At 40.6% G+C, this 23,909-nt stretch carries 19 protein-coding genes and 3 pseudogenes; 13 read left to right on the top strand and 9 right to left on the bottom strand.

The features are described 5' to 3' along the window. The first annotated feature begins 430 nt into the window (after positions 1–430). Positions 431–694 (top strand): annotated as a pseudogene (locus tag EAE93_RS14925) (helix-turn-helix domain-containing protein). Between the two features lie 246 nt (positions 695–940). Here the strand turns inward: EAE93_RS14925 and gapS4b are convergent. The 6 genes and pseudogenes from gapS4b to EAE93_RS14895 form a co-directional block, all read right to left on the bottom strand. Next, positions 941–2,086, bottom strand: coding sequence for a GapS4b family protein (gapS4b, locus tag EAE93_RS14920; RefSeq protein WP_110085906.1), 1,146 nt, complete (start codon positions 2,084–2,086; stop codon positions 941–943). A 4-nt stretch (positions 2,087–2,090) separates the two neighbouring features. Next, positions 2,091–3,020, bottom strand: coding sequence for a GapS4a family protein (gene gapS4a, locus EAE93_RS14915; protein ID WP_110085907.1), 930 nt, complete (start codon positions 3,018–3,020; stop codon positions 2,091–2,093). Between the two features lie 4 nt (positions 3,021–3,024). Then, a complete protein-coding gene (locus EAE93_RS14910; RefSeq protein ID WP_214039994.1) occupies positions 3,025–4,035 on the bottom strand; it encodes a nucleoid-associated protein in 1,011 nt (336 codons plus the stop codon). 853 nt (positions 4,036–4,888) lie between these two features. Further along, positions 4,889–5,428: a GTPase gene (locus EAE93_RS14905; RefSeq protein ID WP_110085910.1), complete on the bottom strand. Its 540-nt coding sequence runs from the start codon at positions 5,426–5,428 to the stop codon at positions 4,889–4,891. A 260-nt stretch (positions 5,429–5,688) separates the two neighbouring features. Continuing rightward, positions 5,689–6,649: pseudogene (locus EAE93_RS14900) on the bottom strand (transposase family protein). A 159-nt stretch (positions 6,650–6,808) separates the two neighbouring features. After that, positions 6,809–7,294: a very short patch repair endonuclease gene (locus EAE93_RS14895; protein ID WP_105397546.1), complete on the bottom strand. Its 486-nt coding sequence runs from the start codon at positions 7,292–7,294 to the stop codon at positions 6,809–6,811. Between the two features lie 415 nt (positions 7,295–7,709). On the opposite strand from EAE93_RS14895, the gene EAE93_RS14890 reads away from it, so the two are divergent. Together EAE93_RS14890 and EAE93_RS14885 are read left to right on the top strand one after the other, a co-directional pair. Then, positions 7,710–8,738 carry a DNA cytosine methyltransferase gene (locus EAE93_RS14890; protein WP_250151041.1) on the top strand — a complete coding sequence of 343 codons (1,029 nt, stop codon included), beginning with the start codon at positions 7,710–7,712 and terminating at the stop codon, positions 8,736–8,738. Next, on the top strand, positions 8,735–9,640 hold the full coding sequence (locus EAE93_RS14885; RefSeq protein ID WP_105397544.1) for an NgoMIV family type II restriction endonuclease: 906 nt from the start codon (positions 8,735–8,737) through the stop codon (positions 9,638–9,640). The genes EAE93_RS14890 and EAE93_RS14885 overlap by 4 nt, the downstream gene beginning before the upstream one ends. Before the next feature lie 78 nt (positions 9,641–9,718). Here the strand turns inward: EAE93_RS14885 and EAE93_RS25595 are convergent. Beyond that, positions 9,719–10,200 (bottom strand): annotated as a pseudogene (locus tag EAE93_RS25595) (transposase); the annotation flags it as partial. A 170-nt stretch (positions 10,201–10,370) separates the two neighbouring features. Between EAE93_RS25595 and EAE93_RS14875 the strand changes: the two are divergent. Further along, complete coding sequence (locus tag EAE93_RS14875) at positions 10,371–10,643, top strand: hypothetical protein (protein WP_105397542.1); 273 nt, start codon at positions 10,371–10,373, stop codon at positions 10,641–10,643. Here the strand turns inward: EAE93_RS14875 and EAE93_RS14870 are convergent. Then, positions 10,625–11,497 carry a phosphorothioated DNA-binding restriction endonuclease gene (locus tag EAE93_RS14870; RefSeq protein ID WP_105397541.1) on the bottom strand — a complete coding sequence of 291 codons (873 nt, stop codon included), beginning with the start codon at positions 11,495–11,497 and terminating at the stop codon, positions 10,625–10,627. The two genes, EAE93_RS14875 and EAE93_RS14870, sit on opposite strands and share 19 nt — an antisense overlap. Before the next feature lie 604 nt (positions 11,498–12,101). Between EAE93_RS14870 and EAE93_RS14865 the strand changes: the two genes are divergently transcribed. The 9 genes from EAE93_RS14865 (at position 12,102) to crtB (ending at position 22,947) form a co-directional block, all read left to right on the top strand. Further along, complete coding sequence (locus EAE93_RS14865; protein WP_110090867.1) at positions 12,102–13,211, top strand: S-(hydroxymethyl)glutathione dehydrogenase/class III alcohol dehydrogenase; 1,110 nt, start codon at positions 12,102–12,104, stop codon at positions 13,209–13,211. Between the two features lie 121 nt (positions 13,212–13,332). Further along, positions 13,333–14,181 (top strand): S-formylglutathione hydrolase, encoded by an 849-nt coding sequence (gene fghA / locus EAE93_RS14860; protein ID WP_214039993.1) that lies wholly within the window; start codon positions 13,333–13,335, stop codon positions 14,179–14,181. Between the two features lie 807 nt (positions 14,182–14,988). Then, a complete protein-coding gene (locus EAE93_RS14855) occupies positions 14,989–15,318 on the top strand; it encodes a hypothetical protein (protein ID WP_036811608.1) in 330 nt (109 codons plus the stop codon). Positions 15,319–15,669: 351 nt separating this feature from the next. Beyond that, complete coding sequence (locus tag EAE93_RS14850) at positions 15,670–17,211, top strand: carotenoid oxygenase family protein (RefSeq protein WP_214039992.1); 1,542 nt, start codon at positions 15,670–15,672, stop codon at positions 17,209–17,211. Positions 17,212–17,304: 93 nt separating this feature from the next. Next, complete coding sequence (locus EAE93_RS14845; protein ID WP_040153855.1) at positions 17,305–18,207, top strand: polyprenyl synthetase family protein; 903 nt, start codon at positions 17,305–17,307, stop codon at positions 18,205–18,207. 22 nt (positions 18,208–18,229) lie between these two features. Then, positions 18,230–19,261 (top strand): type 2 isopentenyl-diphosphate Delta-isomerase, encoded by a 1,032-nt coding sequence (gene fni / locus EAE93_RS14840; protein WP_214039991.1) that lies wholly within the window; start codon positions 18,230–18,232, stop codon positions 19,259–19,261. 113 nt (positions 19,262–19,374) lie between these two features. Further along, the gene (gene crtY / locus EAE93_RS14835) at positions 19,375–20,550 is read left to right on the top strand and encodes a lycopene beta-cyclase CrtY (RefSeq protein ID WP_214039990.1); all 1,176 of its coding nucleotides are present in this window, start codon (positions 19,375–19,377) and stop codon (positions 20,548–20,550) included. Beyond that, positions 20,543–22,024, top strand: a complete 1,482-nt coding sequence (locus EAE93_RS14830; RefSeq protein ID WP_214039989.1) for a phytoene desaturase — start codon at positions 20,543–20,545, stop codon at positions 22,022–22,024. Before crtY ends, EAE93_RS14830 begins: the two co-directional genes overlap by 8 nt. Continuing rightward, a complete protein-coding gene (gene crtB / locus EAE93_RS14825) occupies positions 22,021–22,947 on the top strand; it encodes a 15-cis-phytoene synthase CrtB (protein ID WP_110085916.1) in 927 nt (308 codons plus the stop codon). The genes EAE93_RS14830 and crtB overlap by 4 nt, the downstream gene beginning before the upstream one ends. A 240-nt stretch (positions 22,948–23,187) precedes the next feature. Here crtB and EAE93_RS14820 read toward each other — a convergent pair whose 3' ends face one another. Continuing rightward, on the bottom strand, positions 23,188–23,721 hold the full coding sequence (locus tag EAE93_RS14820; protein WP_036811562.1) for a single-stranded DNA-binding protein: 534 nt from the start codon (positions 23,719–23,721) through the stop codon (positions 23,188–23,190). Positions 23,722–23,909 lie beyond the last annotated feature (188 nt).

The raw sequence follows: 23,909 nt of genomic DNA, 5'->3' as shown, positions 1-23,909 counted from the left end.
AAAAAGTTCGGCGATGAAGGTTTATTAAACTAAAAATTACCCCAGAAGGATGTTTTGATATTACCACTAGGGTGCATTGAATATTAAGTCATGCACTTACTTTGTATATCAGCATCAGATCGTAATTTCATTTGTCTTTTACCTAATGGAATTGAGCTACGTCTTGATCTCATTTCACTTTATACGTGCAGGGTGGCTTTCACTCATACAGCTTACACCTCTAACTATCTCTGGTTGAAATATTCAGTGGATGGTTTCTCTACACCCAAACAATTAACTTATTGCAGCTACCTGACACTTAGCCTTGCAGCGTTTTGCTGTGCCTGTTAGCATTTTAACGCTCGCACTACTTTTGCTAACCGTTCGCAGAACTTAAGGCGTCACATTTGTAGGTTTACCGCTGAAAGTGACGCCGCAGCAAAAGGGCAACATGATTCTTACAGGCTCACGCCTACATCAAGCGGATATAATTGCTGTATTACGTAAGCGTGGAACAACCTTAGCGGCTGTTTCTCGTGAAGCGGGAGTCAGTTCATCTACATTAGCCAATACACTCAGTCGGCCTTGGCCTAAAGGTGAATAGATAATTACAGATTATCTCGGAATCCCCCTCTCAGAAATCTGGCCGAATCGATATTTCGATATGGATGGTCAACTTATTGAACGGGCGGCCCGAAAAGTTTCGATTAAATAGTGCTAATATCAGTGAAATCAGCCATGAGATAAAGTATCATTCATAATTATTATATTATGATCACGGCTGATATGAAATATGTGGGATATATTTTCGTACTGCGTCGCGTATTTTTCTATACATGGGAGTCAAATGTGTTTTCTATATTCTGTAAGCAATTCCTTTTATGATGGTGTAAAAGGACCAATATGATCCTTTTTATATACTTTTCTATTCAATTATGATATTTATTATAAGAATTAAATTTTAACCTTCCTTTCTTTCTGAAAGTATTTCATCAAATTTCTCTTCTATCAGTTTCTTTAGACACATATTAATTTTATTTTCTATTGTTCTTTTTGCATCAGCGTTTGTAGTATTATCCACTTTAACTCTTGAACAAGAAAAAATAAATTCACTATTTTCTATTTTTCCATTTCGTTTACTTAGAGTGCTAAACGAAAAAGAAACTTTGCATTTTCCTGAATTTTGACCAAATGAAAATTCGAACTCTATATCCATTTTCTGAATGTGAAAATAAATATAATATTTTTCATCTGAAATGAGGAATATATCATTAAGTCGTTCTCCATCTATTTTTACTCTCTTTACTGTTTTATCCATCCATGATATTTTTGGGTCGTTAGGTATTGATGGTCCATTAGGATCAAGGTTTATTTCTATATTGTCAACAGTACCAATAGATAAATTCTTTGGCTTTCCTGCTGTTAATCTTTTAAAAAAACGTACTCTTTCTTCATTTGTAAATGAGTTAAATGTAATTATATTTGGAGATTCTGATTTAACAATATTTAAATTATGTAATTTTTTTGATATTTGTGAGGTTATTTTTTTGTTTATCTTTTCAGTTTCTTTAGATGAATGAGTAGTTAAGAGATCAAGTTTTAATTTATTCCCTACATGTTCAATAGTTATATCTCCTGAAAAATTAAGCTCTCTTTCAATCCAATCTTTGCTATAATCCTTTCTATTAACTTTGTAGTTGATCCTTATTTTATTTTTGTCTTCAACTACTACATCAGGATAATCAACAAACAAAATGTTATCCATGCCGAAGATTAATTTATTTCCATTTTCTTGATCTTCAAATATATCTTTAAGAGGGGTAATCCAATCTACATCATCTGCTAATAATTCATGAGAAAGTGTTTTATTTTTAGGAATAGATTCTCTGCTTACACTTGTTTCTATCAGATGAGAAAATTCGTCAGGCGTAAGTAGCGTAGATGATAAAAGCGGTATAGTAATCGATTTTCCTGAATCACCAATAAAAATACCCTTTTTCTTCATGGTGTTATGTATTTCACCATAAGAGATATGATCACTATTCAGGAGAACTCTTAGCTCATTTCCTGCTAATATATTTGATTTAATATCGAATTTATTTCCCACAATATTACTCCAGTAAACTAAGAATTGAGCGACTAAATGAAAATGGAATTATAGATTCATTTCTATTTGAGAAGTTCATTCTTGCTATTTTGGCATCTTGTTCATGTTTTGTTGGATTGTAATCAGGCATTCCAATTGTTATTTTAGGGACTAATCCGTTTGAAAATTGTAATGCGTATGATATTAACTTTTTGTAAGCATCGGAACTAAATGTCTGATTAGCATAAAAAACCAAGCTTAACCCATTATCTTCTTCGACAGTGAAAGGTATTATATCTGATGCAATTAACTCTAAAGGTAGATTGTTCCCAGTACGGTTTTCTTCAACTAGAATAGAAGAGCCTATTTTAGGATAGAAAAATTTTATTTTATTACTATCAAACTTACGATTAATATCATCTATTGTCTTTAGAAGAAATGACGCTCTAGCATTATCAATCACATAAATTGGTGTTTTTATATTTTGTTCTATGCGTGTTGTTGCTAAAGTTGATATTATATCGGATTCGATATTAGTATTATCATTATGAAGCCAAATAAGTAGACCTGAGTGAACTTTGTTCTTTCTGGCACTATTTGCTGTGCTTAGTTCTTTTAGCTCAGGGCTGTATTTAGCACAATCAATGGTTTTTTGTAATTCGTTAATATATTCTTTAAATTTATTTTTCAATGTCCCTTCTGCGGGATATTTATGTATATTATTTTTGACTGATATATGTACAATGTTAGTCGTTTCATCATGGAATGGGCTATGATAAATATATATCTGATCTTCTCCATGAGTTGCTCTTTTTCTTCCTGACTCTGTTAAGTGTCCAGGGCTATTACACTTAATCGATACATTGTTTAATGACTCCTTCCAACCAATGCTGGATAGAATTTTATTGGTGATTTTTTCTCCTATTTCACCTGATTTTTTGGAATTTTCACCCATTTTATTATCCCTTTATGCTGATGTCGATAAGAGCCTGTAGTCCAGAACTAGTTTTTTTTACTGAAATATTTTCAATATGATGATTTTTATTAGTAATTAATAAACTAATACCATCATCAATTTTAGTTTTGCTGGTTATTTTTCTTGCATAGTTTCTTAAAATATGTGAGTCAATATTTATATCATCGGATAAATCAAACCCAAATTTTTCACTAACGCTAGACAGAACAGTATCAACTTCTTCTGAGTTTAAATAATTTTTTGCTATTTCTTTTATAGATTTCAATGAAATTTGATCAGAGGATTCTATCTTACTATCAATTTCATTGTTAAGATTAAAGGATGCTGATGTTTTTTTTAATTTGGCGGATATGGATTTTAAAATTTCCCCCCCAGCTTTAGCGCAAGAGAATGGTGTTTTTATAGGAACTGATTTTAAAAATGAATCAAACCAATATTTTGTCTTTTGCCCCAAACTATCTATGGCGTATATTATATTCGTGTTTGATAGAATTAATGCACCTTTTTGTATTTTCGCTAATGAAATTCCAGTTTTCTCTTGTGGTTGAAATATACCATTGTTATCTCTTATATCTAAATAATCATCTTTTCTTTCTATTCTTAATGTTGCTATTCCATAGGAAGATTTTTTGTCTAATTTTATATCGGAGAAAAGTATAATAATAAAATCTCCGCCAGATATATTGGGGTGGGTAGATGCACTGTATAAATGTTTTGCAATATTTACTGATTGTTCTTTAAAGTTTTGAGGGTTAGTGAAAATCCGAGAAGAAAACTGATACATCTCGTTAAGTGTTATATCTGATTCATGACAAAATTGAAAACAAGAATCAGTCTTAGAAAGAGGTAATAGGTAATGTTTTAATAATAAATCATCTAGATTGTCACTTGTGTATGCTTCGTTAGCTGAGAACCTAAATCCTTCTTCTCTTATTTTATTACCTACTCTATGAACAATTAATTTTTCTACTTTAGCAGAACTGATATCGATCATTATAGTTCACCATTTCTGATTATCGTGATTTTGATGTTAGTTTAAATCTTAATGATGCATTTAGTATAACAAATTATTTTGTATACAACTAGTTATACGGCATGAAGAACTTACATCACTTTGGGTATTTTTTATGTTATTAAGCAATTGATTATTTCTTGCATTATATTACAGTTGAAGTCTCTTTTGCAGGTCATTCAAATGAAAAAATGTGTTTTCCGATAAAAATTCAGAGATTCAGTCTACCTAATGGAACCATTTAATTATGCTTATTCAGATTCTAGAATGATGGAGTAAATATCGCAGGTTATACATGCTCATGTTCACTAAAGAACATTATTTGTTACTTGTCACGACATGAACCATATGTCAATTGTGTTGAATAAAGAACTAATATGACCTAAGGAGGGAAAGTATTTGGGGCATCTATAAAAATTGAACATAAAATTTAATGTATTATACAATATGTTATGGCTCAATGTTCAATCCTGCAGGGTCTAGCCAAACCAATAAACTATAGTAAATACAATTAATTATGCTATCATTGCGCTCCAGAAGTCGAGTAAAGCCCGCTGAAATCTACATTGTGTAGCAGGCTAATAGGCTACAGCTTTCGCCATACCATAAGCACCATTATCCATGAGCAATATCTGGATAATAGCAACAAGCCAGATATTTTTCCTTTTTTCGATTTGACAACCTCTTTTATATGACAAACACATATATGAGTTTATCCAAGGATAACCAAAACTCTAATAAAGAGTGGGTAATGAACTACTCTCAATAAGAAAGAATCAAATGCAAGATGTAGTTCAATGATTATTTTTATACAAATTACTGCTGTTTCCCTTTCTCACCGATTTAAATAATGAGAAAGCTCCCACTCTTCATATTGCTGATTAATTTCTTTCACTGACATGAGTTTTATCTTGGGAATTGACAAACTTTCGTATATTTCAGTATGACGTTTTTTGTTTTTGGGTACGGCGAAAATAATGTGATGTATCATCTCCCATTTTATGCGTTCTTTAGCCCCAGAAAGACCACCATGTCGGTGACTTTGGAGTAAAGTCCTATTCATATATCGAGACAAGCTTAGCAAAGTAGGGATATCTAATAAAATTAATCCGGTAGCCCGGGAAAGACGCTGAGGAAGCGCTTTTTTATAGTTTCCATCTATAACCCATTTATCTTCATTTATTACTTTATCGTGTAATGTAATAAATTCATCATAAAGGCGCGGTTGCCAATCTGAATCAGCTAAATGAAAAAGTTGGTCCAAATGCGTGGCTTTCAGATTGAGTTTTTCCGAAATTGCATTAGCCAGTGTGGATTTCCCGCTATTTGATGGTCCTATGATACATATTCTGCTACCAAGATCTGAGAGTTTCATTGCGGCTCCATTTATAAATATACCCTCTTATCAGCTACATAAGAATGACCAGAGCTAGTAATTCGAAAGGGCGAAAATTTTATCAGCTATTTCTGTCGAAAGAACATCTGGGTGGCCTCAACTTTTGGTGCAAGCTGCTTGTCTGTAGGTAACTTATGTATGTAATCCCCTGCTGTTCTGGTCGGCTTGCAGTCAGGTAAGCTGTATTAGCTCAGGCTTGATCTGACAGTTACCGGTTATTTATACAAGCGTCTGTCAGATTAAATCCGGTTCAGATCCTTCTCCGCCCAGATTCGCTTTCCATCCAGTAACGTTTCCGTCGGAGTACGCTCACAGCACATTTTTCCCTAATGTGTCCGCTCATTATCATAATACGTCAGCCAGATATCAAGAACCGCTTTCAGGTTGCAAGATTGCTATAAAGTTTTTTACGGAACGTCACCTGATAAAATCCCTGTAGAATCGTTTTATGGAAGCGTTCATTTCATAGATATCATTCGGTTGTCGCGACAGTTCTTTCGTTCTTGTGCGGTCAATATCATTAATTGTCAAGTAAAGCTGATAATAATGCTGTTCAACCCGGTCACAGAATTCTGTTCCGCGATCAGTCAGTATTCTCAATACGGAGAGGCCCTGATATTGATAAAACGGCAAAACACCATCGTTAGCAGGTCTGCCACCGTAATCGACGTTTTGCTGGTATAAAACTTACAGTGTTCCACTTTGGAATACGTATCGACAAAAGTCTGCTGGTAAATACGTCCCCCCCTTTTCAGGTTCCCGACGTAGAATGTATCCTTCGACCCCAAATAGCCAGGATGAGCCGTTTCAACTTCGCCATTAGCTTCATCATCATGCGCTTTCCTTTCCAGCGCCGCGACTTGCGCCTCATTGAGTTCAATGCTTTCTCTGGCCACTCTCCACAAGTGCTTTCAGGCATTTTCTGAAGTTCTCTAGGTCATGTCTCAACCACACAGAACGAACACTACTACCCGAGATGAAAATGCCTTTTTTGCGCAATTCGTTACTGGTCCGATGCTGTCCGTGAGCAGGAAACTCAATGGCATAGTCGATAACAATCTGTTCTGTTGCCACATCGGTCCTGTTTTTAAGGTTAGGACCACGACGATTGCGATTGATTAATGCTTCGACGCCTCCTTCCTCAACCAAATTCAGCAAACCCGCTTTGTGTTTGATGATAGGATTATTAGTATGATACATGGGAGTTACCTCTTGTGTTTTGTATAAGGATTCGACATCCATATCAAAACCGGTAACTCTCAACCTTTCAAGGTCCAGTGCCAGATCAAGTCGCCGCTAATACAAATTAAGCCAGAAGCAGGTATACTGAAACGACAAAGTCCCTCGGGAATTGGCCCGTCAGTCTCCCTCGGTAATCACACTAATACCTTTTATGCCACTTGTATCGATTTCACAATTTTTATCTCCTGCACAAAGCCATTCTTCAATACAATCCTTTATAATAGATAAATCAATTTTTTTCTTTCCCTTCAAAGCACACTCCCAAATAACAAGAACTTTATAACCACTATCATTCAGTTTATTAACTGTATAATTAAATCTTTTTGCGTTTTTATGTAATTTATCATACCAGTAATCTTTTCTTGTCTCAGGCCATCTAAATAGATAACATAAGTGTCTGTGCCAAAAGCAGCCATTTACGAATATCACTGACTTATAATTTTCACATACAAAATCGGGTCTCCCGCACAATTCATCACTGTGAGGTATATAATCAACATCCATTAAACACAATATGTCAGATATAATCCTTTCTGGTTTTGTATTTTGAGAGCGTATTGCTCTCATATTTTTAGAGCGCTGCTGTTTAGAAAGAGTATCCATTGTCAATTCTCTTTAATATTTCATAGCATCTTTCTCCACTATGGGAAAAATTGCTTGCCTATACCATCTTAAACAGGACCAAGATTCTTACCTCCTCTTTTCTGAATACCAGGAGAAGATTATGAAGAATGTATAACAAATGCTCAATATAAAATGTTCAGACACAAAACTGAAAAACACGTCACATAGCAATAACAAATTGATATTATTTACTTTATTTTACAACATCACTCCCAATAAGTTTATTTTACATGCACAATTGTCACTCAACGTTTACAAACATTGCAAAACATGTTGCGATACAGCTCAGAGATACCAGAATATTCTACCAGTTGTGCTCACCAATCTATTCCCGAATATGGAAAGCAACTGTTAATATAATCAGTATTCTTGAGTAAGAATTATGGGATTAAAGATGCGGACAATAGAAATGTGTGCTGGTGCGGGAGGTCAGGCTTTGGGACTCCATGAAGCAGGCTTCAAACATAGCATTCTCATTGAGATAGATGAGCACGCATGTGCAACTCTTCATCATAACAACAAAGCCTTAGCACTTAATTGGGGACCAATCCTACAAGATGATCTTCGGCGTTTTGCAGAGGAAGACGCTGTAAAATACCGAGGACAGGTAGAGCTCGTCGCAGGTGGTGTTCCTTGTCCACCGTTTAGCAAGGCTGGCCTCCAGTTAGGGAAAGACGACGAGCGAGATCTGTTCCCTGCCGCACTTCAGGTTGTTCGAGCAGTCAAACCAATCGCAGTAATGATCGAGAACGTAGCAGGGCTGTTGGATAATAAATTTTCGCAATATCGTGATCTTATCCAGAATGAACTTAAGAAACTCGGTTATAAATCAGAATGGCGATTACTGCAAGCCAGCAATTTTGGCGTTCCTCAACTCCGGCCAAGAGCTATTTTGGTAGCAATAGAAGCACCTTATTTTGACAAATTCCGCTGGCCTGAAGCAACGACATCTATTCCTGTCAGTGTAGGCGAAGCTCTCTATGATTTAATGGCTTCCAAAGGATGGAGCGGTGTTGATCACTGGAAAGAGCGAGCCAATTCCATTGCTCCAACGCTGGTTGGAGGCTCAAAAAAACATGGCGGCCCAGATTTAGGTCCCTCTCGTGCTAAGCGTCAATGGCAAGCTCTCGGCGTATATGCTCATCGGGTAGGATCTGACAATGAAATTCCCGGCCCAGACTTTAAAGGTGTTTTATTACGCGATGGCTCCATCAAAGAGGGATATGAGAATATGCCATTACTAAATGTACGTATGGCTGCCCGTATACAAGGTTTTCCGGACGAATGGACATTCGTTGGCTCAAAAACAAATGCTTACAGGCAGGTAGGAAATGCATTTCCACCACCTGTCGCTCAAGCCGTTGGTAAAAGCATTCGAGATGTAATTCTTGCCGTTATACAAGAAAGGAGTAACGCAGCATGAAAGGATTAATTTCCCAGCAACGCGATGAATTTCACCGTATACTCATTGAACAAAGGACTTTGGCCTTTTCAAAGTTCAATAAATACGGAGAAACACGAATAGCGAGCAATGCAGACAGTGGTCAACGTATAAGTGTTCTTCTTTCTAACCTACTCTTTGATAAACTTGCTCATCGTTTAGATATCTATCCGGAGATTTCTGAAAAGAAGAAGGATGGGCAAACAACCGGAAACGAATTTGAAGCAGCCTGTGCCAAATTTTTAAACGATACATTTCCCACGCTGGACACCCTCCGGCCAGGAAAATGGTCTATAGCACAAGTTCATCATCGCAGTGGAGCAATCCTCGGCCAATTTGAACAATATTCCCACCTCTCTGAACTTACTATACTTGCTCAGGAAAACAAAACATTACGCAACTTCCTCGGCGACAGCTATACAGTTGCACCGGATGTAATTATCTCAAGAAAACCAGAACCGGATGAAGACATTAATCAATCTATCGATGTAGTAGATAATCTTAGCAGCAAAAATACAATGCTAAGAGAAGTAAATCATAAAGGAAATCCTCATTCCCTTCTCCACGCAAGTATATCTTGTAAATTTACAATGCGTTCTGACCGTGCTCAGAATACCAGAACAGAAGCTCTAAATTTAATCCGAACCAGAAAAGGGCGAGCACCACACATTACTTCCGTCACAGCGGAACCAATGGCAAGTCGTATTGCGTCTCTGGCTCTTGGAACTGGTGACATGGATTATGTTTATCATTTTGCACTGTATGAATTGCTTGAATGTTGTCAGGAATTGAACTTAGAAGAAAGTTTAGAGCTACTCACAACCATGATAGACGGTAAGCGGTTAAGAGATATTAGCGACCTCCCTTTAGATCTTGCTATTTAACCTCAGTTTCGCTTAAGGATAACCATATCACAATCTCGTAAATTCAAGCTCGGCTTTTTAGGCTGGAATGTATAAGAAAAGCTCACCACAACCATTGATAACCAGATGAAGTTTAAAGCCATAAAACCAACCCGTACTCGTTTTCCCTCGTTGTACGGCACCCTTAAATACTTGATGACAGGGAATCCGGAAGTTGTGACAAACGGCAATTTTAGTTGAATCAATAAAAGCAATCCCCCGGGTTTCAGCCTTTCGTAACGTAAAAAAGCACATAGAGGAATGAGCGCCCCTTGCTTCAAAATTAACATTTGGGTGTAGCTAACCAACTTGGGAAAATCGGCCTTAAGATATTGTTTTACATACTGAATATAAAACGTTTTAAAATTATGATAATGACTCATGTGGAATAAAATGCGGGTAGTCATCACTTCACTGAAAGAAAAGGGAACTTCACAGTGACATTTGAGCAAGCCATTTTTAATTAACTGTTGATGCCAGAGTGAAATAAATTTTTGGCAAAAGTTATCGACGCAGCAGTAAAGCTCTTCGAAATTAGACATACCTGAAGATCTCCACGATTTTGTTTTCTTTAGCAAAAACTTTGATCGTGCCTCAGGTACTTAGTTTCCTTCTTAAACAAATCTCAGGTTATTTACTCCTTGCTTAGTAAATTAACCGGCAATGTTGCTCATTGGCTGGTTGAAGAATTGGCCCGAAAAGGAAACAAATAATGACCATCGATTTTACTGATACCAACCAGCAGTCAGCGCAGTTGAAGAAAGCACGCTCTGTTCTTTCCTTGGTTACGAATAATCTACCTAACACCGATGAGAACGAAGAATGCTCATGGGCTATTTCGGTGGCATACAGCATCGTTTTTGATGTTATTGAGGCCCTGGATAAAGCAGTTTCCATCCACTTACAGGAACTTCGAGAGGAGGCAAATAACTATACAGGAAGAAATGCAACACAAATTGACTTTATTTATGTCTTAAATACCTGAGTCTGGTGCCATTCAATAAATCTATCTGCCGGATAATACTGACGATTACGCGGCAGATAAAGGCTTTCGCCATCTCTGGCCCAGAACAATTGCTCAACAACCGGACTACGATTGACTCCATCAGAGATCTTAATTTTCAGATTCTCGTCTATGCCAATTGCACCTCTATCAAAAGCGGAATGATGAAGTGTGCAAAGTGCCAAACCATTCTCCACAAGGCAAGGGCCACCGAACTGTTTCCATTTGATGTGGGCGGCTTCCAGACCGACCAGTGAGCCATCCAGACGTAAATCATAGCCACAAACGGCGCAGCGGTAGTGATAAGCGCGTAAAACCATACCACGAAAACGTGGATCACGGCTATTTAGCCCCTTGTTAATATCAAAACCTAGTCGCTCAGCCAGGCTTACCTGAACGCTTTCAGGGAAATGTTCATTAAGGATCTGTTGTGCCAGTTCATCAACAAGTGCAGGCTGACAGCGCAATAACTGAAAACTGGCTGAATCAAAACCTCCGGCAACCTGATGCTCAATAAGTTCTTGTTTTGGTGGCTCTTTGCTTCTCGGACGTGGTGTGCAATGTTCTGCATTTTCCAGTTCCCAGAAGCCATCTCCCCGTAAACGCCAGAAAGGCATTGAAGGATAGTGTTTTTTGCGACTGGGGCCAAAATCGGTGAGTAATTGTAATAGTGGTTGATGAATTTCATCACCGTAATTAAATAGTTGCTCATGCCCTTTTTTGTACTCAGACAACACATACAATAGCAGTAATGGCTTATGTGGTGCGCGTTGATCGCCTTTACGCCAGACGGTGAGTTTTGATATCGCTGTTTGCAGTGCTGCGGGTGAAGTCATAACTATTAGCTAAATTGGTGAATGAACTGCGATCATGCTCGCAAAAGTGAATGAGTTCAATACATAGTTGATGCTGAGTATTGAACAGTCTGTTCAGATAGGAAAAGAAAAGACCAAAATAGGTCAATTATTTATGAAGGCCTTTTTTATAAATTAATTACATTTCACATATTATCCTTCAATTACAGCATTAGAAATTTACCCCTGAGGAAGCATTGAAGTCACTCTTATTCCAGTAGACATTTCTGGCTTATTTGTGAATAACTCCCAAGAATCTCGTTGCTTAACCGATACTTTGCCAGCCAGTAGAGCTATGTTGGATATTATGGAACTCGCAATGAATAGTGCAAAGTTAGGTTATTTCCCCGCAACCCGCCTTTTCCTGAAAGAACATCTATGCCCATCACGAATCACTGTTTTCCACTTATCTCAAGTAAGCTATTTTAAAAACACGTATTAATGTTAAAATTTTTGTACCATTTCTACAGATGCGAAATCATATTCTTAATAAACTATTACAAAGATATCTTCGCTGACAACTCGCTTGACTTTATTAATCTGTATTCGTAAACACATAGCACTGTCTATTCCAAAAGGAGAGATTATGAAATCACGAGCCGCTGTTGCATTCGGACCGGACCGCCCCCTTGAAATTATTGAAATCGATGTAGCCCCGCCCCAAGCCGGTGAAGTGCTGGTCAAAATCAGTCATACCGGCGTATGTCATACGGATGCCTTCACCCTGTCAGGAGATGATCCGGAGGGCGTTTTTCCTGTCATACTCGGGCATGAAGGCGCCGGCGTAGTCGTTGAAGTTGGTGAAGGCGTCACCAGCGTCAAACCCGGTGACCACGTTATCCCTCTTTATACCGCAGAATGCGGAGAGTGCCTGTTCTGCAAATCAGGAAAAACCAACCTGTGTGTCGCCGTGCGGGCAACTCAAGGAAAAGGCGTAATGCCGGACGGCACAAGCCGTTTTTCCTACAAAGGGCAGCCTATTTATCATTATATGGGATGCTCCACATTCAGCGAATACACAGTCGTAGCCGAAGTATCACTGGCAAAAATCAACCCGGAAGCAAACCATGAAGAGGTGTGCCTGCTGGGTTGCGGTGTCACTACCGGCATCGGTGCCGTGCATAATACAGCTAAAGTACAGTCCGGTGATTCCGTTGCCGTCTTTGGACTCGGCGGCATTGGCCTTGCCGTAATACAAGGCGCTCGTCAGGCAAAAGCTGGCAGGATCATTGCCATTGATACAAATCCGGCAAAATTTGAGCTGGCAAGACAGTTCGGCGCAACCGACTGCCTGAATCCGAATGATTACGACAAACCTATTCAACAGGTCATTATTGAGATGACGGAATGGGGAGTGGATCATACCTTCGAGTGTATTGGTAATGTCAATGTGATGCGTGCGGCGCTCGAAAGCGCACACCGTGGTTGGGGGCAATCAGTGATTATTGGTGTGGCTGGTGCAGGACAGGAAATATCAACCCGACCATTCCAACTAGTCACCGGTCGTTCGTGGCGAGGTACCGCCTTTGGTGGTGTTAAAGGCCGCAGTCAGTTGCCTAAAATGGTAGAAGAGGCAATGAAAGGTGAAATTGAGTTAAAGCCCTTTGTGACTCACACCTTGCCGCTCGAACGCATTAATGAAGCATTCGATCTGATGCATGAGGGCAAATCCATTCGCACAGTTATCCATTACTAAGCTGTTCTAAGGGAGTTAAAAACCATGCAGTAATAGGCAGTTTTTAACAAAACAGGAAACGATAACCCCCAGGTTCACCGTGAGATAAGTGAACCTGTATGTTTTACAGAGAGGAAAAAGAATGGAGAGGATTGAACGCCACGCTTGTTTTGGGGGATGGCAGGATGTTTATCAGCATGAATCGGCCGTGCTTGGCTGTACCATGAATTTTGCAGTCTACCTTCCTCCTCAAGCTGAACATCAGAAATTACCGGTGCTGTATTGGCTCTCGGGCTTAACATGTAATGAACAGAATTTCATCACTAAAGCAGGAGCTCAACGCTACGCTGCCGAACAAGGTATTATCCTCGTCGCCCCAGATACCAGCCCTCGCGGTGAGAAAGTTGCAGATGATGACACCTATGATTTGGGTCAGGGAGCCGGTTTCTACCTCAACGCAACACAGGAACCTTGGGCGCCGCACTATCGCATGTATGATTATGTGGTGTCAGAGCTACTGGCACTGATCGAAACACACTTCCCAGTAACAGGCGCGCGGGCCATTAGTGGTCACTCTATGGGCGGTCATGGCGCACTGATGATCGCGCTACGCAATCCAGATCGTTACCACAGCGTATCGGCCTTTTCACCAATTGTTGCTCCTTCTCAAGTTCCTTGGGGTGAAAAAGCTTTTCGCGCTTATCTGGGCGAAGATCGTGAAACATGGAAAACCTATGACACAATCGAGCTGCTAACCAATAGCGCCAAATCATTGCATATGTTAATTGACATCGGTACCGATGACCCGTTTCTTGAAGAGCAATTACGTCCTGAGCTGTTGAAGGATGTATGCGAAAACACCGGGCATCCCTACACATTGAATCTGCGCACTGGTTATGATCATAGCTATTATTTCGTCGCCAGCTTTATCAGCGAGCATATCGCGTATCATGCCAAGGTATTGAAGGGAATTTGTTCTGATAATCAATAAATTAGATACGAGTTCAGACAAAAAGTCCCACACTAGAGGCATTAAGAAATTTTTTACCCTATTTACCTTAGGTCAATTCTGTAGAGCAGGCCGCTGGTTTGAAGTGAGTTCTCCAGCGGCATCCCATCAACCTCCTGCAACAACTTTATGAAGAATTACTTGAACAACTTAAAATGGCAGAAGAATTAGGAAACAAACTTTTCATCGGTGGCAAAATGGAAAATAGGATTCGTTATGAACAAACTGAATAATTGCCCACATCAGACATTGGAATACAAAACACCTAATGAATTATTTTTAAATCAAAAAATCATCTTATAATATTAGATAAAGTCATTTGCACTAATTATGCAAATGTACAGATTTTAATTAAGCATTAATAGATAAATTATGGTCATAAACTAATTAGATAATCGACTACGGAAAAATCAGGATGGGAAAACACCCAATGAATTATTAAATAAATACGAAATTATTTACTCACGATGTAATTATTTCGCAATTACCATGATAAACAACCAAACATTATAAATTGAAATTACCACCAATTAAAACAATAAAGCTGTTATTATACAAAAAAATATCTCATTGTATTATAAAGAAAAAGCACGAGCCAAATTAAATATCTAACGAAAGTAAATTATTTATTCTTCGTAATCATCAAGATAATTTTTATTTTTTCATAGAATACATATGATAATTATTTGTTATAGTAGCTTTAATGTGTTATTTATTTCATTCGTAAGATTTATTTTTATTTAACACATCTTAGATTACTTATATAGTTGGATAGCTAAGGAGACTGTAATGACATTGCAAGAAATTGGCAAGATGAGTCTTAAAAATTCAGGTGGATTTGTTGCCAGAATCCAATTTAGTTATATGGATGGAGATGGTGAAAAGCATTTAAGTCAGCAAGGTAATAATATTACTCTTGGATTAACAGATACTGTTGACCCTGGCGATCTTGGAGTTCCTGATGGCTCAATAGTTTTTATGCATGTATTCGTGGTATGGGGAAATGATAATGAAGCCCGTAAAGCTTTTTTATACAAAAAAGGAAGCCAAGCACTTGCCAGTTACAATATCAGTGGTACGACATTAAGCAATGATCTTGGTTTGATCGATGTCTCGTAATACATATATACCCTGCATTTTTAAACTGCCCCCTTATGTACGGATTGGTGTCCAACATTTGGGGGACAGTTCATGCTTATACTCTCTCACGCTCCGAGCCTGAGAACACGTTTATCTGGCATTGCTCCTAATGTTTCAGTCACCCTTCTACATGTACACCATCACACCAAAGGTGTGTTAGTTAGTAACAGAACTCTTTTTTGTGATTTCAGTTATAAAAATTCATTTGAAAAAAAATAGTACTGTTCATCTTCAGAGCAGTACTGTTACTTTAGTATCGTTGTATCTTTTTATAGAGCTCCAGTATTAAATCATTACCTATTATTCGGTTGTAAATATAGAGGTGAAGGCTTGAGCGATTTTGTATTCTCGAAAAACCATATGAATCCCTTTCAATCTCAGTTGGAGGAACTTGATTCAAAATTAGTTCCTATTGAGGGAAAGGTTCCTTCAGAGTTAAAAGGTACTTTCTTTAGAATTGGTCCCGGTCGCCTGCATAGAGGAGACGAATATTATAATCATCCATTTGATGGGGATGGGATGATATTTAAAGTAACGTTCAGTGATAATGGGATATTCTATAGAAACAGACATGTGTTAACAAAGGAATACTTAGAAGAGGAAGAAGCTCAAAGGTTACTTTATCGCTCCGTTGGAACCGTCCCCAGAAAACTAAAACTCAGGATGAGATTTTTTATTATTAAAAATCCGGCAAATACAAATATTGTGTATCATTCTCATAAACTTCTGGCGTTATGGGAAGGAGGGATGCCACATTTAATTAATCCGGTAACTCTTGAGACAATTTCAAAATATGACTTTTCTGGAAAGTTAAAAGCACGATTTTCTTTCCTTCCCAAACTTAACCTTCGTGAAGTACCATTTACAGCACATCCTAAAAAAATACCAAACGATGATAATTTATATGGATTTGGTGTGACATATGGTATTGGATCTAAGTTGACGCTATACAAAATAAACAGTGCCGGCGACATGACGGTTATACGCAACATTCCGCTTAAGAAAAGGTATTTAATTCATGATTTCATAGTGACAAAAAATTACTTTTTATTTTTTTTAGGTGGGCCGCATATAAATCTTAAGTTGAGGAATGTAATTGGCAATGAAAGCATCCTTGCATCCATGAATTCACGTGAAAGTGAAGATGGCCGGGTTCTTTTAGTTTCAAGAGAATGCCATGATGCGAAATTCTATGATGCAGTTCCTGGATTTATTTTTCATTTCGCAAATGGTTATGAAGATGCCGATGGGAATGTGATTTTCGACACTTCATTTTGGAAGTCATTCCCAGTATTTACACAGAATATATTTAAAAATAATAGTTCAGAACTTTGTCGTTTTACTTTATGCACTGCATCCGGGAATGTTGATAAAGAAATTTTATTCAAGGGGAATACTGATTTCCCAGCCATAAACCCGACAGTCTGTGGTAGACAGCACAGATATGCCTGGTTCGTTTGTTGGGGGGATTCTGAAAGTGAAGGGAGATCAATAATTAAATTTGATTGTTTTGATAAGAGTGTATTAAGCCACAGTTTTGATAATGATTTGCCGGAAGAACCTGTTTTTGTAGCCAAACCGGGTTCTGTTAAAGAAGATGATGGTTGGCTTATTTTTAAGGTTTATGTCGAAAAATTGCACTGCACAGATGTCGTAGTTTTAAATGCTGATGATCTCTCAATGGCGTGCAGATTACGTTTGCCGCACCATATTCCTATGGGAATGCATCACTGCTGGATAAATGAAGTTATGCTATACCCTATGGATTTCAAGATGCATCGCGACGGCAAGGGAGTGAATCCCCGGGAGCATAGCAAACTATGTGACCGGGGTGAGCGAGTGCAGCCAACAAAGAAGCAACTTGAAAGATGACGGGTATATAAGCCTGAAACCTATTGTAATATAAGCTTATCATTGTTTTTCAAATGGCTTAGTGAAATTATTTACGTGATTCGGGAAATATTTATGAACGTCAGTACTGCACGAGCTATGAATTACGAAGAGACATTACTGGAGCTACAAAGTGCACTACAACAGCATCTAGAACTGGTACTGCCTTTAGGAGCGCCAGATGATAAAGTCTGCGCAGCCATGCGAGAAAGTACGCTGGTGTCTGGAAAACGTATCCGCCCCCTCTTATTGCTGCTCATAGTCCTGGATCTTGGAGAAAACCCCTGGAAGACTGACTTTCTACAGTTAGCATCTGCAATTGAAATAGTGCATGCAGCCTCATTAATTTTAGACGATCTTCCCTGCATGGATAATGCTGAGTATCGGCGCGGACGCCCGGCTATTCACCGGCAGTATGGTGAAAGTGTAGCGATCCTAGCGGCTGTAGCCTTGCTAAGCCGAGCTTTTGGCCTCATTGTAGAAACAAACCTTTCTGAATACGATAAATCCGCTGCTGTCGCCATACTTTCCCATGCAGTTGGTTTAAACGGTCTTGTCCAAGGGCAGTTTCGCGATCTGAACAATACATTATGTGCTGGTAATTATCATGCCATTGCTACCACCAACAATTTAAAAACGGGTTTGCTTTTCGACACAACATTTCAATTAGCGGCAATTGCTGTGAATGCACCTGATATAACTCGCCAGGCATTACGTCATATATCACAACATCTGGGGCAGGCGTTTCAATTACTGGATGACTTGAGTGATGACCTGAATAATACAGGGAAAGATATGTATCAGGATAAGGAAAAGTTAACAATGGTTACGCTGCTCGGAAAATCTAAAGTGTATAAACACTTACGCAGGCACATCAGATACATTGATAAATATTTGGCGATAGTGTATCGCAGAAATTTAGCTTCACAATATTTTATACGACACTGGTTTGATAAAAGTATTGCGATGTTTAATTAATTTCAACCTTGGCCCGAAAAAAATGAAAAAGATCGATCACACTCAGCGTAAGAATGAGCATCTGGATATTATATTCCGTCCTCCTCAAACTAAGTCCCAAGTAGGTACGGGGTTTGCTGAGTGGCGATTTCAGCATTGTGCTCTGCCAGAATTGGATCTAGACAGTATAGATCTTAAGTGTTCCCTCTTTGGAAAAATTTTGCAGGCACCACTGCTCATAAGCTCTATGACCGGAGGGGTTCATCGTGCTCATGCGATTAATCATCATCTTGCAGAAGCAGCTCAAGTACTGGGAATTTCAATGGGAGTCGGGTCGCAACGTGTTGCTCTTGAAAATGAAGCAAACGATGGGCTTAGTCGCTCACTACGTCAGATAGCTCCTGATATTCTCCTTTTCGCTAATCTCGGGGCAGCCCAAATTCGTGGCGAGCGCGGATTTAATTATGCTCTGCGAGCAGTACAGATGATTGAAGCCGATGCTCTAATTATCCATCTGAATCCGCTACAGGAGGCGCTGCAACAGGAAGGAGACCGTAACTGGCGCCATATTCTATATGCTATTGAACAACTCGTAACAAAACTTGGGGTTCCTATAATTGTTAAAGAAGTAGGTTCAGGTTTATCGCTTCCTGTCGCACGCCAATTGGCAGAAACTGGAGTCAGTATGCTGGATGTAGCCGGGGCTGGGGGAACCAGTTGGGCAGCGATTGAAGCAGAACGAGCATCCACACCATATCACCGCGCATTAGCTATGGCATTTGCTGACTGGGGAATTCCGACCGCGACAGCACTGCGTGAAATACGCGAGGCACTCCCAAATATGCCGTTGATCGCCTCTGGCGGTATCAGAAATGGTGTTGATGCCGCCAAAGCTTATTGCATGGGGGCACAATTGGTCGGCCAAGCCGCTGCCGTCATACATAGCGCCGCCCTCTCCACAGATGCAGTTATAGAACATTTCCAATTAATTATTGAGCAGATAAAAATCGCCTGCTTTTGCACAGGGAGCGCCGATATTGCCGCGCTGCGTACAGCTGTTTTGCTACCAACATGAGTTTTTCCGCTATGACTGAATATCTTTGATCTCTTTCAACAAACACGAATTTCCGTGATGTATATGACTCTTGGTGAGGTTAATAACTTTGTGATTGTCGGAGGATCAACAAAATGATGTACGACTGGGATCTGATTTTGGTGGGAGGAGGATTGGCCAACGGGCTGATCGCAATGCGTTTCCAACAGTGTAAACCACATCTGCGAGTGTTGCTTATTGAAAGTACAGAAGCAATAGGAGGCAATCACACGTGGTCATTTCATCAACATGATCTTACTGAGGCGGAACATGGGTGGATAGCACCGCTGATCACCTATCGCTGGTCAGGTTACGACGTCATTTTTCCAGCATTTCAACGCACATTGCCACATTCATATTTCAGTATCACATCCCAACACTTTGCAAACATACTCCATGCGTATTTGGGCGAGCGTATACAGACTCGTGTATTGGTACAGGAGCTAACTCCACAGAAAGTCTACTTACAGGACGGCACATCTCTAAGTGCCGGCGCAGTCATTGATGGGAGAGGCTGGCGACCAGGACCATTTATGGAAAGTGGCGCCCAGGCATTTTTTGGTCAGGAATGGGAACTGGAAGAGGCGCACTCTTTAACCCACCCGATTTTAATGGATACCAGTGTGGGGCAGGATACAGGTTATCGATTTATCTATGTCCTGCCGTTCTCCTCAACTCGTCTGCTGATAGAGGACACTCATTACGTTGATCGGGGGCCACCTGATAAAACCTTGTCGCAAGCAACTATCGCAGAGTACGCGAAGAAGCATGGCTGGAAACTGGGTAAACTCATTCGAGAAGAGAGCGGTTGTCTTCCAATTACACTTACGGGAGATTTTACCTCTTTCTGGGCACAACTAGCAGGACAGCCCACCTGTGGGTTGCGTGCAGCTCTGTTTCACCCCACAACAGGCTACTCTCTGCCACACGCCATTCGGTTGGCAGATCGTATTGTCGCTCTGCCGGAGCTTACCGATACCTCCTTATTCATTACCCTCAAGGATTACGCACGACAGCAGTGGCAACATCAGCGCTTTTTCCGTCTTCTAAATCGCATGCTCTTCCTGGCAGGGGATCCACAACAACGTTGGCAAGTAATGCAACGTTTCTATCAACTTTCCCCAGATCTGATTGCGCGTTTCTATGCGGAGCAACTTAATTCCGTCGATAAGGCCCGGATTCTCATAGGTAAACCACCAGTGCCGATAAAGGGCGCCTTAAAGGCAATGTTTAAACAACACAAGAAGCTTCAGGATTTTTATCATGATTAAAGCGCTGGTAATTGGTGCTGGTTTTGGTGGGCTGGCACTAGCAATAAGGCTCCAGTCTGCGGGAATTCCGACATGTATTTTGGAGCAACGGGATAAACCAGGTGGACGCGCTTATGTTTATAAGGAACAGGGGTTCACCTTTGATGCCGGCCCCACCGTAATCACCGCTCCCAATGTCATTGAAGAATTGTTTACACAGGCTGGTAAACGTATGGCTGATTACGTCGATTTACTTCCCGTACGCCCTTTTTATCGGCTCTGTTGGGAGTCGGGTAAGATGTTTGATTACGACAATGATCAGCAACATCTGGAAGCACAAATCCATACGTTTAACCCAAGAGATGTTAACGGGTATCGACGCTTTCTGGACTATTCCCGGGAGACCTTTCATGAAGGCTACCTGAAACTTGGAACGGCGCCCTTCCTCTCTTTTCGCGACATGTTGAGCGCGGCTCCACAGTTGATACGTCTACACGCATGGCGTAGTGTTTATAGTCAGGTGGCACGCTTTATCAAAGATGAGAGCCTGCTCCAGGCATTTTCATTTCACTCGCTACTGATAGGAGGCAACCCCTTTGCTGCATCTTCTATCTATACTTTGATCCACGCGCTGGAACGAGAATGGGGAGTCTGGTTTCCGCGTGGAGGAACCAGCGCCCTGGTTGAGGCAATGGTGAAATTGTTTACTGACATTGGTGGAGAAATTAAGCTTAATGCAAAGGTAAAACGCTTCACCACCCATGACAATCGGGTCACAGGTGTACAATTAATTGATGGACGAAATATAACATGTGACGTTGTGGCCTCAAATGCCGATGTTATTCATACCTATAAGCACCTGTTGGGTCAGCATCCGGTCGGAATAGCCCGCGCCCGAACACTGGTGCGTAAACGAATGAGCAACTCACTGTTCGTGCTTTATTTCGGTCTGAACCATCACCATGCGCAATTAGCCCATCATACAGTTTGCTTTGGTCCACGCTATAAGGAACTCATCGAAGATATTTTTTATCATGACCGACTGGCGGAGGATTTTTCACTCTATCTCCATGCCCCCTCTGTTACTGACCCATCCCTTGCTCCCCGAGGATGCGCAAGTTACTATGTTCTGGCCCCTGTACCACACCTGGGAACAGCTAATTTAAACTGGGATATAGAGGGGCCACGCTTACGCGACCGCATTTTCGCGTATCTGGAAAAGTACTATATGCCCGGTCTGCTCAAGCAGTTAGTCGTTCATCGTATTTTTACCCCATTTGATTTTCGTGACCAACTAAATGCCCATCTAGGTTCGGCCTTCTCCTTTGAACCGTTGCTGACACAAAGCGCTTGGTTCCGACCACACAATCGGGACAGCCGCATTGATAATCTGTACCTCGTCGGCGCAGGCACGCATCCTGGAGCCGGTATTCCCGGCGTGATTGGATCAGCAAAAGCCACAGCCACATTGATGTTAGAGGATATCGCTAGATGAATCCCGCTCTACTTAAACACATTACTCAGATAATGGAGCAAGGCTCAAAAAGTTTTGCCAGTGTCACCCGACTTTTCGATACAGCAACACGACACAGCACAATGATGCTGTACGCCTGGTGCCGTTATTGTGATGATATAATAGACGGGCAAGAGCTGGGGAAACAAATAAGCAGTGTTGATAAGCATAGCGCCCGCGAGAAACTTCAAATGCTGCAATACCTGACGAGGCAGGCTTATGACGGTTTGCCGATGACCGAACCTGCTTTTGCAGCCTTTCAGATAGTAGCTCTGAGTAATGAAATCCCTCAGCAACAAGCCTTCGAACATCTGGAAGGATTCGCAATGGATGTACTCTGTGAGCCTTACAGGACGTTGGATGATACTCTGAGATATTGCTACCATGTCGCGGGAGTGGTTGGGCTGATGATGGCAAGGGTTATGGGGATTCGCGAGACGAGTGTACTGGATCGGGCCTGCGATCTAGGAATTGCTTTTCAGTTAACTAACATTGCTCGGGACATTATTGAGGATGCGAAAGCCGGGCGTTGCTATCTTCCGCTAGAATGGCTTTACCAAGAAGGGCTAATGCCAGACACACTTATTTATACCGAAAACCGTCCTGCGCTAGCTCGGGTGGCATCCCGGTTGATTGTAGAAGCGGAGTCTTATTATACCTCCGCTCTGACAGGGCTTGTCGGTTTACCTTTGCGTTCAGCTTGGGTCATCGCTTCTGCTCATGGTATCTATCGTGAAATCGGCATTAAGGTGCAACAAGCAGGAGTACGGGCCTGGGAATGCAGACAAAGAACTAACCGTGGAGAGAAGGTTACCTTATTAATGGCTGGCGCAATGCAGGCGCTTATGTCTCGGGTGGCAATAACAACGCCTCGCGATCCCAAATTGTGGCAGCGACCTCATTAAAAATTAACTCCACTTATGGTAGAAGAATCTGTTTATGTAAAACAAGAGTGGCTGGCGCAAAGTAGGTTATTTCCCCGCAACCAGCCTTTTCCTGACATGCTGCACTCCCCTCCCTCTTTCGAAGTGCAAACCCATTACTGAGTAAGAATTTTAGTCAGGCTCTCAATAGGCACTCCAACAGCCTATGATTATCACAGAAAAACATAATAACCATTTGTTTTATAAATAAAAATATCGAACTCAGAACGGAATGTCATCATCAAAATCCATTGGCGGCTCACTGCTTTGTGGAGCGGAGGATTGAGCTGGGCGTGAAGGAGCGCCGCCACCGCTGAACTGCTGAGATTGTTGCTGTGGTTGTGGCTGCTGTGGCTGTCCCCAACCGCCGCCTTGCGGTTGGCTATCCTGGAAATTACCACCACCAGCACGGCCGCCCAACATTTGCATGGTTCCGCCCATGTTTACCACTACTTCTGTGGTGTAACGCTCTTGACCGTTCTGATCCTGCCATTTGCGGGTTTGCAGAGAACCTTCAATATAAACCTGTGAACCTTTACGCAGGTATTCACCCGCCACTTCCGCCAGTTTGCCAAATAAAACAACCCGGTGCCATTCAGTCTTCTCTTTCATCTCGCCGGTCTGTTTATCGCGCCAGCTTTCAGAAGTCGCCAGAGTAATGTTAGTCACTGCACCGCCGTTTGGCATATAGCGGACTTCCGGGTCTTGCCCCAGGTTACCGATTAAAATAACTTTGTTTATGCCTCTGCTGGCCATTGGGAATACTCCTGATGAAATGAATTTCTACAATTATTAAGCAACACAGTTTAACATGCGATACTAAAAATGAAACGCAGCCGCTTTAGAACGAACTTTGCGAAGCTCACCGTAATTTAATTCCGTACTTATTACATTATTTCACTTAAACACTGTATATCTAATCAGTCAACTCTGTGTAATAATAA

The organism is Photorhabdus akhurstii, from assembly GCF_018448925.1.
In the GTDB taxonomy this organism is placed as follows: Bacteria; Pseudomonadota; Gammaproteobacteria; order Enterobacterales; family Enterobacteriaceae; genus Photorhabdus; species Photorhabdus akhurstii.
The sequence above is the reverse complement of the archived record's forward strand: the minus strand, read 5'-3'. Positions and strand labels throughout refer to the sequence as shown.

Coding starts and splice junctions, on each gene's coding strand:
- gapS4a (WP_110085907.1), bottom strand. CDS start 3,020: ATGGGTGAAAATTCCAAAAAATCAGGTGAAATAGGAGAAAAAATCACC.
- EAE93_RS14910 (WP_214039994.1), bottom strand. CDS start 4,035: ATGATCGATATCAGTTCTGCTAAAGTAGAAAAATTAATTGTTCATAGA.
- EAE93_RS14905 (WP_110085910.1), bottom strand. CDS start 5,428: ATGAAACTCTCAGATCTTGGTAGCAGAATATGTATCATAGGACCATCA.
- EAE93_RS14895 (WP_105397546.1), bottom strand. CDS start 7,294: ATGGATACTCTTTCTAAACAGCAGCGCTCTAAAAATATGAGAGCAATA.
- EAE93_RS14890 (WP_250151041.1), top strand. CDS start 7,710: ATGCGGACAATAGAAATGTGTGCTGGTGCGGGAGGTCAGGCTTTGGGA.
- EAE93_RS14885 (WP_105397544.1), top strand. CDS start 8,735: ATGAAAGGATTAATTTCCCAGCAACGCGATGAATTTCACCGTATACTC.
- EAE93_RS14875 (WP_105397542.1), top strand. CDS start 10,371: ATGACCATCGATTTTACTGATACCAACCAGCAGTCAGCGCAGTTGAAG.
- EAE93_RS14870 (WP_105397541.1), bottom strand. CDS start 11,497: ATGACTTCACCCGCAGCACTGCAAACAGCGATATCAAAACTCACCGTC.
- EAE93_RS14865 (WP_110090867.1), top strand. CDS start 12,102: ATGAAATCACGAGCCGCTGTTGCATTCGGACCGGACCGCCCCCTTGAA.
- fghA (WP_214039993.1), top strand. CDS start 13,333: ATGGAGAGGATTGAACGCCACGCTTGTTTTGGGGGATGGCAGGATGTT.
- EAE93_RS14855 (WP_036811608.1), top strand. CDS start 14,989: ATGACATTGCAAGAAATTGGCAAGATGAGTCTTAAAAATTCAGGTGGA.
- EAE93_RS14845 (WP_040153855.1), top strand. CDS start 17,305: ATGAACGTCAGTACTGCACGAGCTATGAATTACGAAGAGACATTACTG.
- fni (WP_214039991.1), top strand. CDS start 18,230: ATGAAAAAGATCGATCACACTCAGCGTAAGAATGAGCATCTGGATATT.
- crtY (WP_214039990.1), top strand. CDS start 19,375: ATGATGTACGACTGGGATCTGATTTTGGTGGGAGGAGGATTGGCCAAC.
- EAE93_RS14830 (WP_214039989.1), top strand. CDS start 20,543: ATGATTAAAGCGCTGGTAATTGGTGCTGGTTTTGGTGGGCTGGCACTA.
- crtB (WP_110085916.1), top strand. CDS start 22,021: ATGAATCCCGCTCTACTTAAACACATTACTCAGATAATGGAGCAAGGC.
- EAE93_RS14820 (WP_036811562.1), bottom strand. CDS start 23,721: ATGGCCAGCAGAGGCATAAACAAAGTTATTTTAATCGGTAACCTGGGG.